This window comes from Collinsella aerofaciens (genome assembly GCF_040915545.1).
Lineage (GTDB): Bacteria > Actinomycetota > Coriobacteriia > Coriobacteriales > Coriobacteriaceae > Collinsella > Collinsella aerofaciens_BE.
On sequence record NZ_JBCPDH010000055.1, the window covers coordinates 1 to 4,413 of the forward strand.

The following is a 4,413-nucleotide window of genomic DNA, read 5'->3' on the forward strand; positions in this document are numbered from 1 at the left end:
TCGTAGAGCGCCTTGCCGTCCTCGAGGTAGCCCTCCTGGTCGAAATGCATGATCTCGATCTTCTCGGTTTCCTTCATGGTCTGTCCTTTCTGTTTTGCACGCGACTATATACATCGCGTTTCTTTTCGATACCAATTATAGACATACACCTAATGTATTTTTAATACCACTTTTCACTCTGCTCCGATCCTCGGTGAACGGTCGAAATTCTCTGGTGAGTGGTATTAAATTAGAATTTGATGTATAGCTAATGCCTCTGGCGCCTCCCTTGTGTGACAAAGAACAGCGTTCCCACCAGCGCAATAATGGTCGATGCCCCAAACAGTACCGTCTGGACGCCCAAAGCCTCCGCCAAGAACGGAGCCGCCAGCAGCGGCACCACACCGGCGCTCATCAGGCCAAAACGCACAAAGCCGGTAATGCGCCCCAGGTATTTGATGTCGGCGCGCTCCTGAATCAAGATCATCTGCAGCGGTTCCAGGAACCCCCAGGCCAGACCGTTAATCGCCTGACCGACTATCGCGACCCCCAGCATATCGGTGCCCACGTACACCATGGACCCAATACCCACGGCCATGAGCGCGCCGAGCAGCAATCGCAGGTTGACATGGCGAGCAGAAAGCTTGGTCAGGACGAACGCGCCCACCGAGGAAGTGAGGCCCACAACCGAGGACAGCCAGCCCAGCCAGACTATATCCACGTTGAGCACATCGCGGTAGAAGAGCGACTCCAGCGAATCGAACGCGCCAAACGCAAAGAAGCCCAAAAAGCCCGAGATAAAGATGAGGCGCAGGTCGTGATCGCGAAACGTAAGTCGCGCACCCTCGGCCATACCACCCAGAATGCCACCTGCTGGCTTCTCCCCTTTTGCAGGGACAACGCACTCATGGCAGCCCAAAGAAAGCACGGCAGCCACGCCCATCATGCCTGCCATGAGCAGATAGACCGATTGCGTGGCAAAGCAGCTCACGATGGCACCACCCAGCAGCGGGCCGGCGGTATAGGCGATATTGCTGTAGAACACCATGAGGCCGTTCACACGGGTACGGCCCTCAGTGGTCGACTCAAGATATCCCGGAAACGCATGCGTGCAGGTGTTGATAAAGCCGCCCGCAAGTCCCAAGACGCACGCGGCAAACACAAGCCCGGGAACAGACAGCGGCGCCAAGCCAATGCCGAGCGATAGCACAGCCGTAATCATGCACGTCGCAAACGATGTCCGGCGCGGCCCAAAGCGGTCGACGACCGATCCCGACACCATATTGCCCACCGACGTCGCCAGGTTGCGCACGAGCGTAATGGCAGCAACCAAAAAGGCCGTGCCAGCCAGATCATACGTGGCCGCACCGATAAGCCCCAAAAAGTAGACCGCGTTGTTGGCGCACCACTGCAGGGACTCAATAAGAATCAGCCTGACCTCTGCCGGCGTCAGGCGCATTGCTTCGCGATCCTTCGCGAACATACGAACTCCTTCTATACAAAAAGGGGATGGAGGGCATAGGCCCGCTCCATCCCCTTTCTAGGTTGCAACGAAAATCTATGCAGCCGGGCCCTTACGCCAGCACGCCGAAGAACGCGCCGACGATGCCCACGACCATGGTGGCCACGATCAGCACCATGGGGTTGATCTTCTTGGACAGAAGCCAGTAGTACAGCCAGAAGGCGAGCATGCCGAGCATGCCGGGCATGATGCCGTCCAGGATGTCCTGGAGGGTCTGGGCGTCCTTGCCCGAGCCGATGGCCACCGGGATGCTGGCCCAGAACATGTCCTTGCACATGGCGCCCACGACCATGACGCCCACGATTCCCACGCAGGTCATGATCTTTTGCATGAGGCCGGTCCTCTGGGCCTCGTCCAGGAAGCCCACGCCCAGCTCGTAGCCCTTGACGGCGCCCCAGACGCGCAGCGCGAAGCCGGGGACGTTGTAGATGAGCAGGAAGGCGATGGGGCCGAAGGGGTTGCCGGCCTGGCACAGGCTGATGCCCACCGCGGCGGCGACCACGCGCAGCGTCGACAGGAAGATGGAGTCGCCGATGCCGGACAGCGGGCCCATGAGGGCGGCCTTGACGTCGTTGACGCTCTCGGGCTCGATCTCGCCGCGGGCGACCTTCTCCTCCATGGCCATCGCGATGCCGCCGACGAACGGGGCGAACTGGACGGTGATGTTGAAGAACGCGCAGTGGCGGTGCAGGGCCTCGGCGTAGTCGTCGGGGCGGCCGGCGTAGATCTTCTTGAGCATGTTGGCGACCATCAGGCAGAAGGCGATGTTCATCTGCTTGTAGTAGGTCCAGGAGAACTCCATGCCCAGGGCGCCGGTGTTGACGGCGCTCTTGATGAGGTCGGAGCGCGTGATCTTGTTCTCGGGACTAGAAGTCATCGTCCTCATCCCCTTCCGCGGAGAGCTGGGGCTGGGCTCCGCCCAGGCCGAGCAGGTCGAACTTGTCGATGCCGATGATGATGGCGATCAGGGCGACGCCCAGGACGGGCACGTTGGCGTAGGAGCACAGCAGGAAGCCCAGGAAGTAGAAGGGCACGAGCTGCTTGGTGAGCACCAGGCGGCCGAGCATGGCGAAGCCCATGGCCGGCAGGATGTTGGCGGCCACGCCGAAGCCGTCAATGATGAAGGGCGGGATGAAGTCGAGCAGGCCCTGGATGGCGTCGGAACCCAGATAGAAGGCGCCGCCGCACAGCAAGAAGTACTCGATGCAGCCCCAAAAGCCCATTCCCAAGTGAACCGCATAGATGCCCTTGACGTTTCCCTTGAGGGCGAACCTGTCTGCCATATCGACAAACACGGGGAACAGGGCATTGGTGATATTGCCGATCGTCAGTGCAAGGACGGCGATGGGCATAGCGAGCGCGATGGCCGTCTCGGTACCCTGACCGAGCTGAATGGCAAACGCGCAGGCGAGCACGCCGCCGACGGTTTCGTTAGGTGGCACGTAGGCGCCGATGGAGATCGAGCCCATGAACAGCAGCTCCAGGCTTGCACCTACGGTAAGACCGGTCTGCAGATCCCCCAGCACCAGGCCCACGAGCGGGCACAGAACGATGGGGCGGAATGCATAGAGGGTGCCGAGCTGGTAGTCGAGGCATCCAAACGCTCCGACTAAGCCGACGAGGATTGCTTGGACAAGCATAGTTCCTCCCAATAAGGAATCTCGAACCGTCGTCACTCCCGTCGCGCGCGCTGTTGATATCAATTCCGGAAGTTCGATTACACGGCTCGAAGCGTACCTGGTGTGCTGCGAACACCCATGCCAGGTACAAATGATTTGATACCAATTATAGGTATGCAGGTCATCACTATTTAATACCACTCGTTCAGCGGGGTGTTTTTTCCCGTAAACGGCAAACGTATCCCATCAGGCACGCTCCTTGTTTCGATGGCGGACAAGCACCACCAGAAAGCCATCGCCAAAGGCATCTGATGCCAAGTTACCTACAATCACCAAAACGATAATCGCCGCGCCCAAAAATTCGTTCCAGTGAAAGACCTCGCCAAAGAGGAGTGCCGACCAGCAGGGAGCGAGCACGACCTCGCTCATGCAGACCAAGTTGGCCGCAAACGCGTTGATGCGCGCAATCCCCTTGGCATACAGCACGCTCGCAAGGCCACTGCAAAAAAGGCCATGCACCAGCATAAGCCCCCACTCAAATGGTCTCACGGAGTCTAGGGCGCCGGCAAAATAGACGATCGGCAGCATCGAGATACCGCAGGAGATGAGCGAGGACACCATGGGCGACGCATCGGGGCGAGAGTTCAAAAAGAAACACAGCCCAAAGGCGGCGCCCGAAATGACAGCAAGCAGGTTACCGAGCATGCCCTCGGCACTCAAATCACCTAAAAAGAAAAGTCCCATACCCGTAAAAGCAACCACCACGGAGGCAATCTTCGCAGGCGAGGGCAACGTGCGAGTTGCGAGCGATTGATACACGATAACGAAAATCATCGAGGTGTACTGCAGGATGATTGCGTTGCCGACCGTCGTGAGCTGGTTGGCAAAGTTAAACGTGGTGCCCGTCACGAAGTTGCAGACGGCCACAAGGGCAATAAGACGGCTGACGCGGAGGACAGGCCTGCCGACGAGCAGGATAAAGAGCGCCATAAATATTGCCGTGACGGCACCGATCAAAAGAGCTGACTGCGAATTGGCGTGAACGAGGATGCCGATAAAGCTCCACAAGAGCGCCGTGCCAAATAGATACATCGCCCCGCTCACGCCATTATCGGGTGGATTGTCAGATCGAATCACGAAGCACCTCCAGCTAGCTTTCGGTAATAAAAAACGGCGACCGCAATGGGTCGCCGCTTCCCTTGGGGGCAGATAATATGCCGGGCCCTTACGCCAGCACGCCGAAGAACGCGCCGACGATGCCCACGACCATGGTGGCCACGATCAGCACCATGG

Annotated in this window: 4 protein-coding genes; all 4 read right to left on the bottom strand. The window is 58.8% G+C overall.

All coding sequences use genetic code 11. The features are described 5' to 3' along the window. Window positions 1-247: 247 nt before the first annotated feature. The 4 genes from AB5202_RS09780 to AB5202_RS09795 all read right to left on the bottom strand — a co-directional run bounded on the left by AB5202_RS09780 (window position 248) and on the right by AB5202_RS09795 (window position 4,257). Window positions 248-1,462, bottom strand: a complete 1,215-nt coding sequence (locus AB5202_RS09780; protein WP_368144620.1) for an MFS transporter — start codon at window positions 1,460-1,462, stop codon at window positions 248-250. Window positions 1,463-1,553: 91 nt separating this feature from the next. Beyond that, on the bottom strand, window positions 1,554-2,387 hold the full coding sequence (locus AB5202_RS09785; protein WP_368144616.1) for a PTS system mannose/fructose/sorbose family transporter subunit IID: 834 nt from the start codon (window positions 2,385-2,387) through the stop codon (window positions 1,554-1,556). Further along, window positions 2,368-3,141, bottom strand: coding sequence for a PTS mannose/fructose/sorbose/N-acetylgalactosamine transporter subunit IIC (locus AB5202_RS09790; protein ID WP_368144618.1), 774 nt, complete (start codon window positions 3,139-3,141; stop codon window positions 2,368-2,370). Before AB5202_RS09790 ends, AB5202_RS09785 begins: the two co-directional genes overlap by 20 nt. 225 nt (window positions 3,142-3,366) lie before the next feature. Beyond that, complete coding sequence (locus AB5202_RS09795; protein WP_368144617.1) at window positions 3,367-4,257, bottom strand: DMT family transporter; 891 nt, start codon at window positions 4,255-4,257, stop codon at window positions 3,367-3,369. Between the last annotated feature and the right edge of the window lie 156 nt (window positions 4,258-4,413).